The organism is Salinibacterium sp. NG253 (assembly GCF_015864945.1).
Lineage (GTDB): Bacteria > Actinomycetota > Actinomycetes > Actinomycetales > Microbacteriaceae > Rhodoglobus.
The window spans coordinates 792486-809947 of sequence record NZ_JADYWF010000001.1 but is presented as its reverse complement, the minus strand read 5'-3'; the positions used below and the strand labels follow the sequence as shown (position 1 = coordinate 809947).

19 protein-coding genes are annotated in these 17462 nt (G+C 61.2%); 17 read left to right on the top strand and 2 right to left on the bottom strand.

Going from position 1 to position 17462, the window contains the following annotated elements; translation table 11 throughout:
* Nucleotides 1-80 precede the first annotated feature (80 nt).
* The 15 genes from I6E52_RS03970 to I6E52_RS03900 all read left to right on the top strand — a co-directional run bounded on the left by I6E52_RS03970 (nt 81) and on the right by I6E52_RS03900 (nt 12980).
* Nucleotides 81-752: a hypothetical protein gene (locus tag I6E52_RS03970; protein ID WP_197155032.1), complete on the top strand. Its 672-nt coding sequence runs from the start codon at nt 81-83 to the stop codon at nt 750-752.
* Nucleotides 749-1321, top strand: coding sequence for a hypothetical protein (locus tag I6E52_RS03965; protein WP_197155030.1), 573 nt, complete (start codon nt 749-751; stop codon nt 1319-1321). The genes I6E52_RS03970 and I6E52_RS03965 overlap by 4 nt, the downstream gene beginning before the upstream one ends.
* Nucleotides 1322-1427: 106 nt before the next feature.
* Nucleotides 1428-1724: a WXG100 family type VII secretion target gene (locus I6E52_RS03960; protein WP_129071847.1), complete on the top strand. Its 297-nt coding sequence runs from the start codon at nt 1428-1430 to the stop codon at nt 1722-1724.
* Between the two features lie 171 nt (nt 1725-1895).
* Nucleotides 1896-2282: a hypothetical protein gene (locus tag I6E52_RS03955; RefSeq protein WP_197155028.1), complete on the top strand. Its 387-nt coding sequence runs from the start codon at nt 1896-1898 to the stop codon at nt 2280-2282.
* Nucleotides 2282-3910: a hypothetical protein gene (locus tag I6E52_RS03950; protein WP_197155026.1), complete on the top strand. Its 1629-nt coding sequence runs from the start codon at nt 2282-2284 to the stop codon at nt 3908-3910. Before I6E52_RS03955 ends, I6E52_RS03950 begins: the two co-directional genes overlap by 1 nt.
* On the top strand, nt 3910-4434 hold the full coding sequence (locus I6E52_RS03945) for a hypothetical protein (RefSeq protein WP_197155024.1): 525 nt from the start codon (nt 3910-3912) through the stop codon (nt 4432-4434). Before I6E52_RS03950 ends, I6E52_RS03945 begins: the two co-directional genes overlap by 1 nt.
* Nucleotides 4427-5077 (top strand): hypothetical protein, encoded by a 651-nt coding sequence (locus tag I6E52_RS03940; protein ID WP_197155022.1) that lies wholly within the window; start codon nt 4427-4429, stop codon nt 5075-5077. Before I6E52_RS03945 ends, I6E52_RS03940 begins: the two co-directional genes overlap by 8 nt.
* A gap of 148 nt (nt 5078-5225) precedes the next feature.
* Entirely contained in the window at nt 5226-5966 is a 741-nt protein-coding gene (locus I6E52_RS03935) for an FHA domain-containing protein (protein ID WP_197155020.1), read from the top strand.
* A gap of 137 nt (nt 5967-6103) precedes the next feature.
* The gene (locus I6E52_RS03930) at nt 6104-6532 is read left to right on the top strand and encodes a DUF3592 domain-containing protein (RefSeq protein WP_197155019.1); all 429 of its coding nucleotides are present in this window, start codon (nt 6104-6106) and stop codon (nt 6530-6532) included.
* Between the two features lie 100 nt (nt 6533-6632).
* Entirely contained in the window at nt 6633-8093 is a 1461-nt protein-coding gene (gene leuC, locus I6E52_RS03925) for a 3-isopropylmalate dehydratase large subunit (RefSeq protein ID WP_197155018.1), read from the top strand.
* Entirely contained in the window at nt 8093-8689 is a 597-nt protein-coding gene (leuD, locus tag I6E52_RS03920; protein ID WP_197155017.1) for a 3-isopropylmalate dehydratase small subunit, read from the top strand. Before leuC ends, leuD begins: the two co-directional genes overlap by 1 nt.
* Nucleotides 8690-8697: 8 nt before the next feature.
* Nucleotides 8698-10065, top strand: coding sequence for a UDP-N-acetylglucosamine 1-carboxyvinyltransferase (gene murA, locus I6E52_RS03915; RefSeq protein WP_197125193.1), 1368 nt, complete (start codon nt 8698-8700; stop codon nt 10063-10065).
* Nucleotides 10066-10072: 7 nt separating this feature from the next.
* Nucleotides 10073-10843 (top strand): lysophospholipid acyltransferase family protein, encoded by a 771-nt coding sequence (locus I6E52_RS03910; protein ID WP_307842368.1) that lies wholly within the window; start codon nt 10073-10075, stop codon nt 10841-10843.
* Nucleotide 10844: 1 nt separating this feature from the next.
* Nucleotides 10845-11876 (top strand): NAD(P)H-dependent glycerol-3-phosphate dehydrogenase, encoded by a 1032-nt coding sequence (locus I6E52_RS03905; RefSeq protein WP_197155015.1) that lies wholly within the window; start codon nt 10845-10847, stop codon nt 11874-11876.
* Between the two features lie 3 nt (nt 11877-11879).
* The gene (locus I6E52_RS03900; protein ID WP_197155013.1) at nt 11880-12980 is read left to right on the top strand and encodes a D-alanine--D-alanine ligase family protein; all 1101 of its coding nucleotides are present in this window, start codon (nt 11880-11882) and stop codon (nt 12978-12980) included.
* A gap of 6 nt (nt 12981-12986) precedes the next feature.
* Here I6E52_RS03900 and I6E52_RS03895 read toward each other — a convergent pair whose 3' ends face one another.
* Nucleotides 12987-13538 (bottom strand): DUF3515 family protein, encoded by a 552-nt coding sequence (locus I6E52_RS03895; RefSeq protein ID WP_197155011.1) that lies wholly within the window; start codon nt 13536-13538, stop codon nt 12987-12989.
* 26 nt (nt 13539-13564) lie between these two features.
* Here I6E52_RS03895 and thiL point away from each other — a divergent pair, with 26 nt between their 5' ends.
* A complete protein-coding gene (gene thiL, locus I6E52_RS03890; RefSeq protein ID WP_374059098.1) occupies nt 13565-14554 on the top strand; it encodes a thiamine-phosphate kinase in 990 nt (329 codons plus the stop codon).
* 19 nt (nt 14555-14573) lie between these two features.
* Here thiL and rsmD read toward each other — a convergent pair whose 3' ends face one another.
* Nucleotides 14574-15146: a 16S rRNA (guanine(966)-N(2))-methyltransferase RsmD gene (rsmD, locus tag I6E52_RS03885; protein WP_197155007.1), complete on the bottom strand. Its 573-nt coding sequence runs from the start codon at nt 15144-15146 to the stop codon at nt 14574-14576.
* A 116-nt stretch (nt 15147-15262) separates the two neighbouring features.
* Between rsmD and I6E52_RS03880 the strand changes: the two genes are divergently transcribed.
* A complete protein-coding gene (locus I6E52_RS03880) occupies nt 15263-17377 on the top strand; it encodes an ATP-dependent DNA helicase RecG (protein ID WP_231601910.1) in 2115 nt (704 codons plus the stop codon).
* The last annotated feature ends 85 nt before the right edge of the window (nt 17378-17462 follow it).

The following is a 17462-nucleotide window of genomic DNA, read 5'->3' as shown; positions in this document are numbered from 1 at the left end:
GCAGGAACCATTGCGGTGATCGCGACAATAAGCATCCGAATTCACAGATTAGGTGGCACTCCAGAATGGAACGTTTCGCGATGACAGACCTCACGCCCCCCGCCAACGATGGAACCACCACGAACGCGCTGCCTCGATTGGCGGCGCCGGGGATCGCAGTGCTTCTTCCTCCGGGTTGGGTCGTGCTGCACATGGATGCGCGCGCCTCTGACGAGGTGAAGAGCATCGTGACTCAGGTCATGCAGACCGTCACACCCGATAAACGTGATCTCGCACGGGCACGACTGAGGTCGATGCTGCAGAATCTTGTGGCGAAGTCTCAAGACTCGGGCGTGTGGGAAGTGTGGTTGCCGATTAGCGAGACTGCGGGCATCCATATCCCTGCGTCTGTGGCGGTTGCTCCGCTGCCAAAACAGCCGGCTGCCGGCGCGACGATGCACGACACGCTTCTGTCGCTGTCGGCGGCTTCAGCGGGGTCGCGTGCTGTCACTGTGGGCGGAGTCTTGGCTGTGCGCGTGGTCGCAGATCGCCTCGCGCACTACGACGAGGCGGGCGAACTCACTGCTCCCGCAACCCGGTTAGTTAACTACGTCGTCAGCCCCACCTCTCCAGGACAGCCGTGGATAACCTTCACTGCCAGTCTCTTTGTTCCTGGGACTTCCGACTCCGCCGAGATCGTCGAAGCTCTTGAATTTCTCTGTGACGCTCTGATGTCGAGTGTCTCGTTCTCATCGAAGGAGTCCGCCGAATGAGCGTTTTTGTCCGATACCCCGACGATTGGATCGGCGTTCCTCCCTGCGGGCCGCTTGAGGAATACAGCACGCCTCGGGTGTGGGCGCAGGCTTTGGTCGACGAGGTTGTCGAGATCGCGCGTGCAAAACTCTCTGGCGACGAATCGGAGGCATTGGTCGGCGCACTTTCGCTGATCGCCACCGACACTGCCGCGCGCGGAGTGCAAGCCAGCTACATCTTTCTGGAGTCCTTCAACGGGCCTGTGCACTATGTGGAGGGGGAGATGATCCCGCGATCCGCAGTGGGCGACGCTCCTGTTGAAGAGATAGCGGGAAGCCGCGACCCCGATGTCATTCGCGAGCCCACACTCACCGAGATTGTGACGACCTCGGGACTGCGGGGTGTGCTCTGCGTGCGTCACGCACCGTTCGACGAGGAAGCTTCTCACATCGTCACGTTGCGGGCCACGTACGCCTTCGAAGTCGAGGGCGGGTTCTTCGTGTTGAGAAACGCGACAACGGATCTGGTTGGATTCGAACGCTTTCGCGAGCATTTCTCTGAGCTCGCTGCTACTGTTTCTGAAGAATAGTCACACGTGGGGAGACCTACCCATGTGCAATTTCGTAGGCAGTCGTTACTGTCTAAATGGGGTTGAGGTCGACCGGCCCACCACACACGTGAACTGAGGAGTAGCTATGGCGAACATGAACGTAACTTATTCAGAAATGACGGATGCCGCGGGTCGTCTGATCTCCGGCAAAGACGAGCTCATCACGAAGCTGACTGAGCTTCAGACGCTCGTTAACGGTCTCGTAGAGAGCGGCTTTGTCACTGACTCGGCGTCGGGCGCGTTTCAGGTTTCCTACGAAACCTTCACGCAGGGAACCACTCAGGCTGTCACTGGTTTGGACGGCATGAGCACGTTCCTCACCACCGCCGCTGACCAGCTTTCGCAGGTTGACACCGAGCTGGGTAACGCGATTCGCGGATAGTCCCCCTCGAGGCACTCTGAGATGTGAGGCCGCAACGGTTGTTCCGTTGCGGCCCTCTTATCGCCTCCTGCTGTGACGTTCGAGTGCATGCATGCATGCATGCATGCATGTACGCATGCGTGCGCGCGTGAGCAGCAGCTAGCTCAAGGACCTGCAAAGGAAAGGAATGCCATGGCGGATCTTGAGATCGACTTTGCCAAGTTGACTGAACTGCAGTCGACAATGGCCACGGTGCAGACGGAATTCGGGCTGGCAGAAGCGTTCAGTGAGGCTGTAGCTGAACTGTGTGGCCATGATGGTTTGGCCGGCACAGTAAAAGATTTCGGTTCGCAATGGAACCTTCGCCGAGCAGAGCTCATCACGGAGCTCAGCCAGATCGCAGGGGCTGTCCAGAGCGTGCACGACACGATGAGGGAGCTTGACCAGTCGTTGGCCGAGACCGTCGAGTCGTATCGGTCGCCGGCGGCGCTGCGTGCCTATCGTTCAGAGCCCCTGCCCACGCCCATACCGACCCCCGCACCTCCCCTCATGAATTCCTCACGCAATGGAGGGGTGTGATGTCTGATCTTCTCGCCCTCCCGGGTGACCCAACGGCTCTCGCCTCGTATGGCAAGCGGTACCTGACCATTGCCGATGCAATCACAGACACCACCCTGAGGCTCAACAATTTCGCTTCGGATGTTGCTGGCGCGGGCGAGGCGGTTACGGCTTTGTCCGAACGTTCGTCGAGCGCGGCAGCGCGGCTAGCCAGAGCTCAGCCTCGTTATGGTGCGACAGCGCAGGCGCTCTCTGTATATGCGGTGAGCCTGCGTGAGGCGCAAGACGCCGCTAGCAATGCCATCGAGTTCGCTGACGCGGCCGCGGCTGAATTGCCGTATTACGAGAATCTTCGTTCAGATCTTTCCAATCGACTCTACGGGCCGCAAACCGGAACAGAGTACGCACAGGTCTCATCGCAGCTCCGTCAGGCTCAGAACCATGTCGATGAACTCGATGCTGGTGTGGCGGATGCTCGCGCAGCCTACGAACGTGCCGCCAACTATCGTGACGAAGCCGCCCGGCTCGCAATCGCGGCGATCGAGCCTGCGCTTGAAGCAATGAATGACACGCTGCGCGATCATGTCTCGTCGTGGGTCGAATCGCTCCCTGGTGGCAAGAGCATCCTCGGTCAGTGGCTGACCGATGTTCTGTCAGGGGTGCTAGAACCGCTCCAAGCGCTCGTAATGGCAGTGGTGGAGCTCACGATCTGGGTGAACACTGTCGTCGCTTTGTTCTGGGAAATTTTGGCCAATCTTCCGCCCGAAAAGGCGCTGTTGCAGGTGTTGATGCCAGGGGTTGTGCTCGCGCACGCAGTCGGACTCTCGGCCCTGCTAGCGATCCGCCTCTCAAACGAAGAGCGTCGTCCCACGCCCGAGATGGTGCGGCGCCCACCGCAGGAGCAGAAGCCGGCGCGCGACTACGAAGATCTCATGACGCGCAACGCGAAGCTGGACGGCGAAGGCATGGCTGACTCAACCGTCGTCGAAATCGTCGAGATCCTCGACGAGCACGGAAACCGTCTCGGGTGGCGCGTTCTGCTGCCGAGCACCCAGGACTGGCAAGAAGTTAATGGCGCTTTTGAGGGGGCATGGAAGCCTCAAGGTGATCAGGGCGCGATGAATGATCTCGATTCCAATCTCTCATTGATGCTCGCTCCGACCCAGCAAGCGGCCTACGAGCGTGCCGTAACCCAGGCGATGATGGACGCGGGTGTACTTCCGGGCGATCCGGTAATGATGAGCGGATGGAGCCAGGGCGGCATTCTGGCAGGAAAAATGGCAGCAGACCCACTGAGCCCCTTCAACATTCAAGCCGTTTTCACGTCAGGTTCTCCGATCGACCTGATGGACATTCCCGAGAGTGTGTCCGTTATATCCGTGCAGCACGAGGGCGACTTTGTTCCAACTTTGGACTCGCCTTGGTCGGGAGGCACCCAGCGACCACACTGGGTGACCGTAAACACGGATGCTCCCATCGACCCCGCCACCGGAAAACCCTTATTTGCGCATAGCTCCTCTGCTTACACGGGGTCGGCCGATGCGATGGTCGACAGCAGCAGCGACCCGCGGGTGGTGGCTCAGAAACAAGAACAGGCAATGTTCTTCTCCGAATACGAGCGCGTTTTTATCTACGAGGGGTCGGAGTGATGACGGTTCATCAGCAGACAGATGGTGTCGCGAGACGGATGCGCCTGAGCGGTGCCGCTCTCGTCACCGTTCTGACGGTAGTGCTGCTTACGGCCTGTGGGTTGATTTACACAGGGCCATCGGAAGAGGAGCAAGACGATGATGTTCGCGCCGCGCTGATGGAGGCGGTCCCGACAATAACGGGTGTGCTCGGTGGGTCCTACTACGACGGTCCTCGGCAGGTCTACTCGGTCAAAATTTACGTTTCAGAGTTGCCTGAAGACGAGTTGCCTCTAGTGGTGGATGAAGCGCTCAAGGCGGTGTGGCGATCGTTATCTTTCAGCCCAGCCCATATCGCGTTGTCCGTTGCGGAGGGTCCGATGCCGCCGGATGCGTCAACGTTAACGGAGGATGGCTACGACTTAGGCCCAGTGATCGACGAACTCGGCTTGCTCGGCGCCAAAGACACCTTCACAAGCCTGACCGTTCCCGCGTCCACGCTCGAGGCCCGTTACGGCGAATGGAGCGAGCCGAACGATGATTGACCTTCAGCTGGCTCAGAAGTCCTTACCCGAGCTGAAGTTCGCCTTGCCAGGGGAGTGGTGGCAGGTGCCGCTACACGATGAAGTGTCGGCACGGGCATCCATCCGACGGCTCATCGACGCGCGAGTAGGGCGAGCAGACGAACACTCGCTGTTGAGAGACAGCATGCGGCGTCAGCTCTTCGATGGACTCGCGGCCGCGATTGAGGGCGACGGCCAGTCGATGACAATTGCACTCGATGTGATCGAAGGCGTGCCGTTCTCGGCATCGTTCACTCTGTACCTTCCGCCGCTCGGAATGACACCCGCCGTCGGAACTGCACCTGCCGAAGTGATGCGCGTTCTTGAGGCTGGGCTTGCCGCAATGCCTGACCTGCACCCCGAGACCGTGGCGCGTTTCGCTACGACAGACTCAGAGGTGCTCCGTACGCACCACATTCGGCAGGTCGCCGCCGCAGACGAAGATGACGCTGGAGACGCGCTGCCGACGCTCGTGGCGCAGTACTGGCTGACGATTCCTGAGACGAAGCGCGTTATTCTCATCGTCTTCTCAACCGTATTCGTCGACCTCGAACAGGTCATGCTCGACTTCTTCGACTCCATCGTTCGTGCCTTGCGCTGGGAAGATCAGGACTCAAGTACCTAGTCAGCACCGGCGGCGCTGAAGGCAGTCAACGTTGCTGAGAAGGCGAAGGCGCTGTTTCTCGTACCCGGAGTAAACCTCAAGCACCTCTCGAAACTGGGGGAGGCCCCCGCCCGTCGGCCGAATGAGTTAACATTGCGTTTCTGAGCCTATGACGAGGAGATTCGCGCGGATGGATGCTGGAGACGAGAGCGACTTCATCGTTCCTCCTCCCGGCATGGTCCCCGAGCGTGAGCCTGAAAAGCCTATTCAGCGTGAAGTCGAGGACGACGACGATGTCATTGAGTTGCCGCCAGGGCTTATAGATTCAGGAACTTTTCGGATGCCACAGCCGCCGGTCTCCAGGCCCGCCAACACCGACGATGCACCGGCGTTCTTCCCTGTCAGTGCGCAAGGATTGCCTCCTGCTGCTGCTCACCGTGCTCTTCAGATGCCTCCACCGGCAACGGAGAATCCAAGTGCGGCTGTCTACCAGCCCACGATAGGCGACGCGATAAGCGACGCGATATGCGAAGAAACCAGCTTTGCTGCCGCCCCTCGTGGAGTGCTGATCTGGTCTCTCACGCTGCCCGACGGCACTCACGTCGCGCTCGATCGCAGCACGCTCATCGGCCGAGATCCTGCTATCAACCCGCAGTGGCCGGATGCGACCCTGCTGCCCGTCATTGACCCGAGCAAGTCGGTGTCCAAGACTCACGCCGCACTACATCTCACGCCTGCTGGCGAGCTGATCGTGCACGACCTGCACTCAACGAACGGCGTGCACCTGCGGCATCCGCAGTCTGAAGAAGTCGTGGTCGAGCCGAGTAAGGCCGAACCCGTCGGTGCTGCCGCCCAGCTCAGGCTCGGCGAGTTCGTGATCTCGGTCGCTCGGGTCTCCACGACGGCCTGAGACTCTGGAAGAGTCCCTCAGCGTCGCTGATCGGTACCTATTCATTGCTACCTTATGAATTGGCACATGCTTGAGCGGTCGGAAACGCCCGCCACGCGCCCAGATTGTGCGCCGAGCAGCGACAGAGAGACCAGTTCATGAGCGACACTTCGTCAGCGCCTCAGCCGAACAAACCAACGCCTCAGTCGAGCAAACGCAGGCCCATCTGGAACCTGGTCAAGTTCTTTGTCATCCCGCTGGCAATCATCGCGATTATCGGTGTGCTGACGACGCAAAAGCATGACGGTCGGGCAGAGATCATCGAAAACGGTCTCGTCACGCAAGCTGTGCCCACCGGTAACACCGTCGTCGAGTCGAGCCGCTCCGGCCGCCACACGGTTCAACTTGTGCGCCTCGAGTTCAGCTACGAGGTCGACAGCGAGACGTACATCGCTCTTGGCGACCAAAGCTACGACGAAGAATCCTTCGACAAAGAGGCTGCGCTCGCCGCAAATGCCACAGCAGAGGTGCGCTACGTCGAGGCCGACCCTGCCACGGCAATCGTGCTCGACAACGACTACCGCTAATCGAGCGTTAGTTCGCAGAATGCATTTGTCGCTCGGCGTAGACTAGAGAGATTGAGCCGCGTATTTTGCGGTGCGATCGTCGATTCGAAAGAGGTGCGCTATGGGCAAGACCCTGGCAGAAAAAGTGTGGGACGACCATCTGGTTGTCACGGGTGCCGATGGCACTCCCGACCTCATTTACATCGACCTTCACCTTGTGCACGAAGTCACAAGCCCCCAAGCATTCGACGGACTTCGGATGGCCGGCCGCCCCGTTCGCCGCCCCGATCTCACGATCGCAACCGAAGACCACAACACCCCGACTCTCGCGATCCATAAGCCGATCGCCGACCTCACCAGTCGCACCCAAATTCAGACGCTGCGCAACAATGCCAAAGAGTTCGGCGTTCGACTGCACTCGCTCGGCGACATCGAGCAGGGCATCGTTCACGTTGTTGGCCCGCAGCTCGGCCTCACCATGCCCGGCATCACAGTGGTCTGTGGTGACTCTCACACGAGCACCCACGGCGCCTTCGGTGCGATGGCATTCGGTATCGGCACGAGTGAAGTCGAGCACGTGCTCGCGACTCAGACCTTGCCGCTCAAAGCTTTCAAGACGATGGCGATCACCGTCGAGGGCGAGCTGCGCCCCGGCGTCACCGCGAAAGACATCATTCTTGCGGTCATCGCGCAGATTGGAACCGGCGGAGGCCAAGGTTACGTTCTCGAATTCCGCGGCAGCGCCATCCGCGCGCTCTCCATGGAGGGCCGTATGACGATCTGCAACATGTCGATCGAGGCTGGCGCTCGCGCCGGCATGATCGCGCCTGACCAGATCACCTACGACTACCTCAAGGGTCGCGCGCACGCTCCCGAAGGCGCCGACTGGGATGCCGCCGTTGAGTACTGGAACACCCTCGCCACCGACGATGATGCCGTCTTCGATGCCGAAGTCTTCCTCGATGCGAACACCCTCGAGCCATTTGTCACGTGGGGAACCAACCCCGGCCAGGGCGTATCGCTCAGCGAGAACGTTCCCGTGCCCGCTGACATCGCCGACCCGAACGAGCGTGCGTCAGCCGAGCGTGCCCTCGAATATATGGCGCTTGACGCTGGCATGGCGATGAAAGATATTGCCGTGGATGCGGTCTTCATGGGCTCCTGCACCAACAGCCGCATTGAAGATTTGCGAGCATTCGCGTCGATCATCAAGGGTCGCAAGAAGTCTGATCACGTGCGCGTCATGGTCGTTCCCGGGTCTGCCCGCGTTCGTATCGAGGCTGAAGCCGAAGGCATCGACAAGATTGTGGAAGAGTTCGGCGCCGAATGGCGCTTTGCGGGATGCTCAATGTGTCTCGGCATGAATCCCGACCAACTGGCTCCGGGAGAGCGTTGCGCTTCCACTAGTAATCGCAACTTCGAAGGTCGCCAAGGCAAGGGAGGGCGCACCCATCTGGTGTCGCCTCTCGTTGCCGCCGCAACCGCCATCCGCGGAACGCTTTCCAGCCCCTGGGATTTGGAGAACAGCCCGCTGCCCGAGCAGCTCGTTTCAGCCAGTACCACCGCAGAGGAGTCGCGCTAATGGACAAGATTACGACCATCCGTGGCAACGCTGTTCCGCTCAAGCGCAGCAACGTCGATACCGACCAGATCATCCCCGCCGAGTTTCTCAAGCGAGTAACGAAAACCGGCTTCGAAGACGCTCTCTTCTTCCGCTGGCGCCAAGACCCTGACTTCATCCTTAACCGTGAACCTTATAGCCACGGCAAGATTCTCATCGCAGGCTCAGACTTCGGCACCGGCTCTAGTCGGGAGCACGCCGTGTGGGCGCTTCGTGACTTCGGCTTCCAAGCCGTTCTCAGCTCGCGTTTTGGCGACATTTTCCGCGGAAACTCAGGCAAGCAGGGGCTTCTCGCCGCGCAGCTCGCCGAAGAAGATATCGAGACCTTGTGGGCGCTCGTTGAAGCCGACCCCGAAGTTGAAATCACCGTCGATCTTGAGACCCGTTCGGTGTCAGCCGGTTCAGCACAGTTCTCTTTCGAGATTGATGATTACACTAGGTGGCGTTTGCTCGAAGGGCTCGATGACATCGGTCTCACTCTGAGAAACGAATCAGATATCACGGAGTTCGAAAGCCGCCGAGAAGCATGGCGCCCGACAACCTTGCCAGCGAAGTAGAGGTAACGATGAATCCATTGGCTCAAGACGCAACAGCGGCAGCCAAGCGATCCGGACTGCATTCCAACCAAATCGTCATAAATGGTGGAAAGCCTCTTCGCGGACGCATCAACGTTCGCGGCGCGAAGAACCTCGCGACAAAAGCCATGGTGGCAGCACTTCTCGCTGACACTCCGAGTGTGCTCAAAGATGTCCCAGCCATTAGCGACGTTGGTGTCGTTACCGGAATGCTTGAGGCCTACGGCGTCACTGTTACCGAGACGGGTGACGGCGAGCTGACCCTCGACCCCAAGAATGTGCTCAAGGCACACTTCGCCAAAATCGATGCGCTCGCGGGCTCTAGCCGCATCCCGATCCTCTTCTGCGGACCGTTGCTGCACCGCCTCGGCGAAGCGTTGATTCCTGACCTCGGTGGATGCCGCATTGGTGACCGCCCTATCGACTTCCACTTGGATGCGCTGCGTGCCTTTGGTGCAGTCGTCGACAAGAGCTATGAAGGCATCCGTCTCACCGCTCCTGATGGCCTCCACGGCGCTGACATCGATCTGCCGTACCCGAGCGTGGGAGCAACCGAACAAGTGTTGCTCACCGCTGTTCTCGCCAAGGGCGTCACCGAGCTCAAGGGCGCGGCTATCGAGCCCGAGATCATGGATCTCATCGCCATCTTGCAAAAGATGGGCGCGATCATCAATGTCGAGCCCAACCGCGTCATCTTCATTGAGGGCGTCGAGAAGCTCACCGGCTACAACCACCGCGCACTCTTCGACCGCAATGAGGCCGCAAGCTGGGCATCGGCAGCTCTCGCCACCGGCGGAGACATCTTCGTCGAGGGTGCGCTGCAGCAAGAACTCATGACGTTCTTGAACATCTTCCGCAAGGTGGGTGGCGCGTTCGATATTGCTGAAGACGGCATCCGCTTCTGGCATCCCGGTGGTGCGCTCAAGCCCGTTGTTATCGAAACCGATGTGCACCCAGGTTTCATGACGGACTGGCAGCAACCCCTGATCGTTGCGCTCACTCAGGCCGAGGGTCGTTCCGTGGTTCACGAGACGGTGTACGAGAACCGTTTGGGCTTCACCTCAGCGCTCGTTGAGATGGGCGCGAATATCGAAGTTTTCGAAGCGGGAATTGAGTCGGTCAGCCGGCGCGTTCCTCGTCGTCCCCTTGAGCAAGCTGCCGTCATCATCGGCCCGACACCACTGCACGGTGCGGATGTTGAGATTCCCGACCTCCGCGGTGGTTTCAGCCACCTCATTGCAGCGTTGACCGCTGATGGCCAGTCGACTGTCAGCAACATCGGGATTATTGCGCGCGGTTACGAACACTTCATCGACAAGCTTGAATCACTCGGTGCCGACTTCGTCTACGAAGGATAAGCCGCCGGTGTCATCTGGCTCTAATGGCCCCCGACGCGTGAAGTCAGAGAAGACTGCCGCGTTCCGTGTGCTCGCATTTTTGTTGCTTCCCACGATGACCGTGTTGACGAAATTTAAATTGCATGACTCACACAATGTGCCCGCCGAGGGTGCGTTTGTGATCTCTCCCAATCACTACAGCAACATCGATCCTGTCGTGATTGGGGTTGCCATGTGGAAGATTGGGCGGATGCCGCGCTACATGGCAAAAGCATCGCTGTTCAAAGTCCCCGTAGCGGGATGGCTGTTGAAGAAATCGGGCCAGGTTCCGGTCGAACGTGTTCCGCGCGGCCGGGAGAGCGGCGACCCGCTGAAGGCCGCCCGTCAGATTGCTGATCAGGGGCTTGCTGTTGTGGTGTATCCGGAAGGTTCGCTGACGCGGGAGCCCGATATGTGGCCCATGCGAGGAAAGCACGGTGCTGTGCGCACCGCGCTCGAGGCCGGCATCCCGTTGATTCCGGCGGCGAGTTGGGGCGCCCAAGAAATTCTGCCTCGCTATTCAAAACGTATTAGTGTTTTTCCCCGAAAGACTGTTCACGTTCGTTTTGGTGAACCCCTAGATTTGTCTGAGTTCGAAGGCAGAAATCTGGATTCGCGATTGCTCGCTGAGGTAACGGAGAAACTCATGACTGCCATCACGTCGCTGCTCGAAGAAATTCGGGGAGAAACTGCTCCCGCTGCGCGCTATAACCCCGCAGACCATGGTCAGAGCGAGACCGGCCGATTCGAGAGCAAGTAACGTGCTGAGCGGTAGCGCCGGAGCGCCAGAAACCCCTCGTCGCGTCGCCGTTCTTGGCGCGGGCTCCTGGGGCACCACTTTCTCCAAGATTTTGGCCGACGGCGGCAACGATGTTGCGCTCTGGGCACGCCGCCCCGAGCTGGCCCGCGAGATCACGCAATCCAAGCGCAATAGCGACTACCTTCCTGGCATCAACCTCCCGCGCTCGTTGTGGGCCAGCGACAAGCTGCATGAAGTTCTGGATGGCGCCGAGCAGGTGTACCTCTCGGTTCCGGCACAGTCGCTGCGGGAGAACCTGCGCATCGTGCGCGAACTCATCCCCGAAAACGTCATCATCGTCTCGCTCATGAAGGGTGTCGAAAAGGGCACCGGGGCGCGGATGAGCGAAGTGATTCTGCAAGAACTCGGCGTCGATCCGAATCGTGTTGCCGTGGCATCCGGCCCCAATCTGGCTCTCGAGATCGCCAAGGAGCAACCGACCGCAGCGGTTATGAGCAGCGCAAGCCTCGAAACCGCCACCGCCGTCGCGGTCACGGCCCGCAACCGCTACTTCCGTTCCTTCGTGAATACCGATGTCATCGGTACCGAATTCGGCGGAGTGCTCAAGAACCTCATCGCTGTGGCGATCGGAATCGTGGATGGTGTTGGCTACGGCGAGAACACCAAGGCGTCGATCATTACTCGAGGCCTCGCTGAGATGACAGACTTCTCGGTCGCCTTCGGCGCCCGGCCCGAAACGCTCGCGGGGCTTGCAGGCCTGGGCGACCTCATTGCAACGTGCGAGTCATCGCTCTCGCGCAACAACACCGCCGGTCGTCTTCTCGGCCAGGGCTACAGCTTCTCTGAAGTCATCAAGCAGATGAACCAGACCGCTGAAGGCCTCTCCTCGGTGGCACCTATCCTTGAGCTTGCCCTCTCCAAAGGCGTTGATATGCCCATCGCGAGCCAAGTAGCTGAAGTCTTGGCTGGCACGCTCGCCCCGCGCGATATCGCCCCACATTTGACCACAGACGACCTTCCTCAGGGGGAGTAAACGATGACGGCCCAGCCCACAACAACCGTGGTTTTGCTGTTCGGTGGTCGTTCTTCGGAACACAGCATTAGCTGCGCAACCGCCGGTGGCGTTCTTTCGGCGATCGACCGCGACAAGTACACGGTCATCCCGGTCGGCATTACGCGTGAGGGTGCTTTCACCCTTCAGCCCGATGATGCAGAGATGTTTCGGCTTAACCCCGAGGCGATGCCCGAGGTGGTCGACAACGGCACGCGGGTGCACTGGCCGGAATCAGCCGCCACGAGCGAGCTGACGATCACGGATGCCGATGGCACCACGCGCAGCCTCGGTGATGTTGATGTGGTGTTCCCCATCCTGCACGGCCCATTCGGTGAAGACGGAACAGTGCAGGGACTCATCGAGCTCACCGGTCTGCCGTATGTCGGCAACGGCGTGCTGGCGTCCGCTATGGGCATGAACAAGCACTTCACGAAGCTCGCCCTTGAGGCGGCCGGCGTTGCAGTGGCCCCATGGGTGACGGTGTCGGCGCAGCAGTGGCAACGCACTCCGGATGTGTGGCGTCAGCGCGCATCCAGCCTCGGCTTCCCTGTCTTTGTAAAGCCTGCACGCGCAGGATCCTCGGTCGGAGTGACCAAGGTCTCGAGCGCCGAAGAGCTAGATGCTGCCTTTGCGACCGCTTTTGCCGAAGACTCGACAGCGCTTGTTGAACAGGCGATGACGGGCCGCGAGATTGAGTGCGGCGTGCTCTCGGGCCGCGACGGTGGCGAAACTCGCGTGAGTGTCGCCGGAGAGATCGTGGTCACCGGCCGCGACTTCTACGATTTCGACGCCAAGTATCTCGACGTCTCTGCCGCCGAACTGATTTGCCCAGCACCTCTGCGAGATGGCGAACTGTGGCAAATGCAGCGCACCGCAGCGCGCGCCTTCGAATCCATCGGCGGAGCGGGGCTCGCCCGAGTCGACTTCTTCTTTGACGGCACCGAATTTGTGGTCAACGAAATCAATACTTTGCCTGGCTTTACACCGATCTCGATGTTCCCGAAGTGTTGGGCCGCGAGCGGCATGAGCTACCCCGAATTGATCAACGAACTCATCGAGCTCGGGTTAGAAACCGTTCGCTAACGCGAGCTATTCGGATTCGTCGTCGCTGGGTTCAGCGGTCTCGCTCGGCGCAATAGTGTCGGAGAATCCGACGCAGAAGCGGTCGGCTGGCACCTGACTGACGGCGCCAGCAAGCTGGCTGAGAGCATCAAAGCCCGAGACCTCGTCGCCATCGACGTCGGGGTCACCATCGCTATCGACGATTACCTGTACGGCGGGATCGCGGCCGTAGGAGGTGAAGACATAGTTGGGGGCGTCGCTATCATCGCGCAGCCAGTCGATGCCATCTTCAGGGGCAGTAACGCAGGCGAGTTCGGCGGTGGGATCGGGCACTGCTACGCCACAGCGCAACAAGATCATGGCCGGTTCGCCCCACGCTCCTGTGCCCTGAGCGTTGGTTTCGCGCTTGTCGAGGCCCGCGACAGTGTCGGGGAGGCGCACGATGACGTCGGCGCAGGATGGGTTGGCCGCGTCATCCGCCGGTTCGAGCGGAACGATTGCCGCGCATCCGCCCAGCGTTGCCAGCAGAGGAACTATCGCGAGCATCGCGATTATGGGGGTGCGGGTCGTCGTTCTCATCGCCTTCAGGCTACCGTGAGTTCATGATGATTGACCGCGCGAGCGAGACCCTTGACACTCTCGGCGGCGTGGGCGAGCTTGCCGCGCTGAAGCGCATCTTTCCGCGTTTGCCTTCCGCTGCGGCAGAGCTTCTTGGGCCGGGCGATGACTCTGCCGTGTTGGCAACGCCAGACAAGCGTGTTGTGATCACGACAGACATGATGATCCATGGCCCTGACTTTCGGCTCGCGTGGTCTTCGCCTTACGATCTGGGCTGGAAAGCTGCTGCCACGAACCTGTCGGATGTCGCAGCAATGGGCGCGGTTCCGACCGGCCTCGTTGTAGCGATTGCTACACCCAACGACACCCCCGTCTCGGCACTTGAAGCAATCGCCGACGGGCTGCGCGAGGGCTGCGAGACGCTCGCCCCCGGCAGCGGTGTAATCGGCGGCGACCTCTCGGTCTCAACGGTGCTCACTATTGTCATCACCGCTTTTGGAGACCTTGAGGGGCGTGCGCCCGTGTTGCGTTCTGGTGCCCAGGTCGGGGACGTTATTGCGGTCTCGGGCACGCTCGGCCTCGCGGCTGAGGGCTTGCGGTTGTTGTTCACTGAGGGCGTCGTTGATGGCGAACCGGATGCCGCAGCCGCCGCAGCCCTCGCGACAACGCATCCCGATGCCATCGCCGCCCAACTCAGGCCAGCGCCCCCGATCGCGGACGGCAAAGCCGCCGCTATCGGAGGAGCCACGGCCATGCTCGACCTGAGCGACGGGCTCGCGATCGATGCTCGCCGCGTTGCCACCGCTAGTGGCGTCGGGCTTGATTTGTCATCCGAAGCGGTGGGTGGTCGGGCGCAGCTCGACGGTGGCGAAGACCATTCGTTACTCGCCACTTTTCCCGAGGAGGCTCCGCTGCCAGCAGGGTTCCGCGCTATCGGTCGCGTGGTCGAGGGCGTGGGCGTGCTTGTTGATGGCGTTGCCTACACCGAGCGCGGCGGTTGGGATCCCTATGCGGGCTGGGACGGTGCCGTCGGCTGATCGCCGAAGTGCTGGCAGGCTATGCCTCGGTCGGCTGTACCCAGTAGAGCGTGGTGTCGCCGTAGTCTTTGCGACGGTCGAGTTCGAGCCCAGCGGGCCACTCCGGTTCGGGGTCGCGCGAGCTACGCTCCACGACGACGAGTGCGTCGGGACTGAGCTGCGTGGCGAGCAGTTCGAGCGCCACGAGCAGTTCACCGTTGCCGAGTTCGTAGGGCGGGTCGATGAAGACGAGATCCCACTGATCACCGGATGTCTCTAAGAACGTGTGCACAGCGCGAGCGGCGGTGAGAATGATCGGCTTTGAGCCGCGCGGAGCCTTTGCCGCGATGAGGGTCGCGTTCTTGCGGCAGGTGGCGGCGGCGCGAGCGTTGTTCTCGACGAGGGTGACGTGGGGTGCGCCGCGCGAGGCGGATTCGAGCCCGAGCGCTCCGGTGCCGGCGTAGAGGTCGAGCACGCGGGCGCCCTCGATGGCGTCGCGGGCTTCGAGCGCCGAGAAGATCGCTTCGCGCAGGCGGTCGCTGGTGGGCCGTGTGCCCGCGCTCGGTACGGCAATGGTGAGGGAGCCGGCGTATCCGGCAATGATGCGTGTCATAGCATTCCGAGCCTAGCCGTCTGAAGAACGCCAGTGGTCCCCGGTACTCTTCTAGGGTGACCTCGCCCCTTGATCAGAAGCTCAGCGCCGTCTTGGGCGGGCGCACCGCTACTTCGATGCAGCGCGGTCTTGGCCTGCTCACGGTCGGCGATCTGATGACACACTTTCCGCGGCGGTACGCGCGACGGGGCGAACTCACTGCGCTGGCTCAATTGCCGTTGGATGAGGCAGTCACCATCGTCGCCGAAGTGCGAGAGGTGCGCAATCGTCCGATGCGCAACAAGCGCGGCTCGATTCTTGAGGTGTCGATCAGCGACGGCACGGGCATCCTGACCCTCACGTTCTTCAATCAGGCGTGGCGTGCCAATGAGTTGACGCCGGGGGTGCGCGGAATCTTCGCGGGCAAGGTTGGCCAATATCGCGGCACGCGCCAGCTCGCTCACCCCGACTACGAACTCTTTGACCGGGATGCTCTCGAGCTCAAGAAGCCCGAGCAGGCCAAGTCGTGGGCCGAGCAGCCGATCCCCATTTATCCGGCGACCTCCACGGTCGCGAGTTGGCAAATTCAGAAAGCCGTCGAGGTCGTGCTCGATACTCTTGGCCCGCTTGATGCCCCGGTGCCGGATGCCGTTCGTCGCGAACGCGAGTTGCTTCCGTTTGCGAAGGCGCTTGAGCAGGTGCACCGCCCGAAGGTTGACTCGGACTGGCGGGCAGCTCGCGACACCCTGCGTTTTCAGGAAGCATTTGTTCTGCAGTCGGCGCTTCTGCAACAGCGTCAGAAGCAGCGCGAATCGGAAGCCATCGCACGCACGGCCGGCCCACTGCTCGAAGGCTTCGACGCAGCGTTGCCGTTCACTCTCACGGGTGATCAGCAAACCGTAGGGGAGGAAATCTTCCACGACATGGCGCAGCCGGTTCCGATGAATCGGCTCGTGCAGGGTGAGGTGGGTTCCGGTAAGACTCTGGTCGCGCTGCGGGCGATGCTCGCGGTCGCGCAATCGGGTGGGCAATCAGCGTTGCTGGCTCCCACTGAGGTTTTGGCGCATCAACATTTCCGTTCGATCATCCGCACGCTGGGCCCCGATCTCGCGGCCGAACTGCGCCCGACCCTCATCACAGGCCAGCTGCCGACAGCAGAGCGCAAGAAGGCGCTGCTGGCGACCGTGTCGGGGGCTTCTCGCATCGTGATCGGCACGCACGCCCTCCTGGGCGACGCGGTTACGTTTGTCGATCTCGGTCTCGTCGTCGTTGATGAGCAACACCGTTTCGGCGTCGACCAGCGCGAAGCGCTGCGGCTCAAGGGCGCGAAGCCTCCCCACGTTCTCGTGCTCACGGCAACGCCCATCCCGCGCACGGTTGCGATGACCGTGTTCGGCGACCTCGATATCTCCTCGATTGCTGAGTTGCCCGCTGGCCGTCAGCCCATCAGCAGTCACGTCGTGCCGCTCGCCGAAAAACCCGGCTGGGTGTCGCGCGTCTGGCAGCGGCTGGCAGAAGAACTCGCCATCGGTCGTCAAGGCTTCGTTGTGTGCCCCGCCATTGATGCCAAAACTGAAGAGCCCGGCAGCGAGCCGGCACCCGCTGTCTCCGATGATCCGGATGCCGGGCCGCCCCGCCCGATCGCAAACGTGACCGAGGTGCTGGCGTCGCTCCGCAGCAACGAGGTTCTCGCGGGCAAGCGGATCGAGGCGCTCCACGGCAAGCTCTCGAGCGAGGAGAAAGACGAGCTCATGCGCGCCTTCGCCGCGGGCGACATTGATGTGCTCGTCGCGACGACGGTCATCGAAGTCGGTGTCGACGTGCCCAACGCCTCGGTGATGGTGGTGCTCGACGCTGATCGTTTCGGGGTCTCCCAGTTGCACCAGCTGCGCGGCCGAGTTGGTCGTGGTGGCGTTCCGGGGCTGTGCCTGTTCGTCACGGCGGCCGAGGTGGAGTCGTTGGCGCGCGAACGCGTTGAGGCTGTGGCATCCACTCTCGATGGTTTCGAACTTGCCAACAAAGACCTTGAACTACGCCGCGAAGGCGATGTGCTTGGTGGAGTGCAGTCGGGTGGCCGCTCGAGCCTCAAGCTGCTGCGAGTTGCCAACGACGGTCAACTCATCACTGAAGCGCGCGAGGCGGCTCAAGCGCTGTTGGTCGCCGACCCGACCTTGGCAGAGCATCCGGCGCTCGCCGAAGCACTCAAGCGTCGTCTAGACGAAAGTGCCGAAGCGTTCCTCGGCAAGAACTAGCGCTTCCGCTCGCAGGCGCGCTCCAGAGTGTTGCGCCAGATTTCCCCGCACAGCGAACTCCCACGCGCCAATGAGCACCGAGCGA